General features: G+C 74.1%; 1 protein-coding gene and 1 pseudogene. Both read right to left on the bottom strand.

Translation table 11 applies throughout. The features are described from left to right. Window positions 1–215: 215 nt before the first annotated feature. The gene (locus tag AX669_RS09410) at window positions 216–1,640 is read right to left on the bottom strand and encodes a DUF5719 family protein (protein ID WP_062258058.1); all 1,425 of its coding nucleotides are present in this window, start codon (window positions 1,638–1,640) and stop codon (window positions 216–218) included. Then, window positions 1,637–2,490: pseudogene (locus AX669_RS13695) on the bottom strand (hypothetical protein); the annotation flags it as partial. The gene AX669_RS09410 and the pseudogene AX669_RS13695, both read right to left, overlap by 4 nt.

The raw sequence follows: 2,490 nt of genomic DNA, 5'->3' as shown, positions 1-2,490 counted from the left end.
GTCGGCAGCGTCAGATGTGTATAAGAGACAGCCTTCACCCGCGGCGCGCATCTGCCGAGCGAGCAGACACAGATCGGTGGACGCACCTACGCGCAGTGGCTCTCGGCCGAAGAACACTGACCTACCGGTAGGACGCCGCGCCGCGTTCAGGCGGCGGCGTGGTTCGGTGTCGGGGAAGCTCGGGAGTGAGTTGCTGCGGCTCGGCGGTTCGCGCCTCAGCGCTGGGTGACTTCGACCGGCGCGCGCAGCCACGGCGTCGGCACGAGCGGCACGCTCGTCACCGGCTGATCGGCGCCCACATCGCGGACGAGCACCGCGGCGTGGACGGGCGCGGCGTCCGCTGATCCGTCATCTCGCAGCAGCCACACCGTGGCGTTCTTCGGCACGTCCACACTCGCCCAGCCGTTCGCCGGGACGTCGAGACGTCGGCGCGTCGCTTTCCCGGACGGATCGCTGACGACGAGCGTCACCGACGTCGCCCTCCCTTCGCCCATGACGACGAGTCGGCCGGCGTGGCGCGCCCCGTCGAGACTGGCACCGGCTGCGGCATCAAGCGCCGGGGCGGCGGGCACCCAGGTGAAGTCGCGCGATTTCTTGGACGCCGAGGACGCAAAGGCGGAGGCGATGATGTTCTCCTGCGAGCTCGCGCGCACCGCGGCGACGTCGTCGTCGATGCCGTCGAGCGTGACGTCGAGGCTGCGCCCGACGGGCACCGTCACGACGCGTTCACTCACGTCACCGGCGTCCTTCCCGGACGCCTGGAGGCGCACGACGGCCGCGCGGGAGCCTGGCGCCGCGAGACGCACACGTACGGAGCGGTCGACGACCGGCACGCCGGGCATCTCCTGCACCGGCGCGGGCGGTGCGTACTGGGCGGCGACGTCGTCGCCCTTGCGCTCGGTTTCGCCGACGCGGTCGCGGACACTCGCGACGACCGCACCATCCTCACTACGGACGTGAACGACGACCGCAGCGTGCGCGAGAGCGTCCGCGGGGATGTTGACGCTGACGCGTCCATGCGCGGGCACGGCCTTGTCGGCGATCGCGGCGGAGTCGAGCGCGCCGTCAGCCGCGCGGACGTCGACGTCGACGGACCCCGCGCGTGCGCCCGGGTTGACGAGGGTGACGGTGAGCAGCCTGCCGGGTTGCTTGTCCCCCACCGGAATCCACGCCTCGGCCGTGGCCTGGGTGCAGGCCTGCGCGCTCACGGCGCCGTTCGCCTCGTGGAACTGCGTTGCCGTGATGCCGGGCGCCGAGGCGCCTCGCGCGACGACGTCGAGGGGCCCGTTCTTCCAGGTGCGGGTCATGCTGTGGCCGCGCGCGAGCGTCACGGCTGAGCTGTGACCCGCCTCGTTCACCTGCAGCTGCCCCCCGCCGCCGAGCATCGACGACAGCTGCATCGGCGCCGACGCGAGCGCCAGCGTCGCCGCGTCCTTGCCCTCGCCGCCCGGGCACACGAGCGACGCCGCGTCGACGGGCATCGCGGCGGCGCGGGCCGTCGGCGCCGCTGCCTTCGGCGGGTGGACGGGCGCGGCCTGCGCTGCCAGGACGACGGCGCCCGTCCCGGCGGCAAGGACGCCGGCGCGGATCCACCCCTGAGCGCCCCACGTGCGTGGCCGACTCGTGCGCGAACGGCTCATGCGCGCTCCTTCTTCCGCGTTCCGAACGGCAGCGCGAGGAACGCGACGACACCGAACAGGCCGAGCTGCGCCCAGCGCCAGCCGCGCCACGCCGTCCCGGGATCGATCTCCAGACGACCGCCCGCAGCGCCCAGTTCGTGGGTCGGCAGGTCGCCTGCGACGTGCCGCAGGGGGCGGCCGTCGAGCGTCACGCTCGCGTGCTCGGCGAAGCCCGGCCCAGCCGCGACGGCCACGCGTCGCGCGGCAGCGCCCGCGGGCAGCGTCGTCGAGACGCGCGCATGGTCGCCGCTCACGGGCACGATCGTGCGATTCTCGCCGTCCGTGACGACGACGCGGGCGGCGCGCTCGGCGCCCTCTCCGTCGACGTGGTAGAGCGAGGTGCCGGCGGTGCTCGCCATGGGCGTGAGGCCGTCCACGCCGTCGAGTTCGAGCGAGCGTGCCCCGGGCTCCTGGGTTGCGCTCACGTACGCGACGCCGGCTTCGCGCAGCGCGCGCGCCGCGTCGGATCGATCGGCCGTGGCGTCCGTCAGCGACCCGATCGCCCGCGTGACGGCGGCGGGGGTCCGCATCGTCGGGACGCCGGCGTCGGCAGCCGGCAGCCCGGCCTCGCGGCTGCGGACGGTGAAGTCGGCGGCGTCCGCACGCGCGTGAAGTTCGAGCACGAGAGCCGCGCGGGCGCTGTGTGCCTCGTGGGCGGCGATGGCCGGCAACGGGTCCTCGACGCGCATCAACCGCGTGGTCGTCGGCGACGTCCAGGCCGCGCAGGCCGCCGTCCCGACGGTGACGAGGACGGTGCCCGCGGTGGCCCAGCGCAGCGGGGTGCCGCGCTGTCTCTTATACACATCTGACG

This window comes from Dermacoccus sp. CCH2-D9, from assembly GCF_001556795.1.
GTDB lineage: Bacteria > Actinomycetota > Actinomycetes > Actinomycetales > Dermatophilaceae > Dermacoccus > Dermacoccus nishinomiyaensis.
This window is presented reverse-complemented; position numbering and strand designations above follow the sequence as displayed.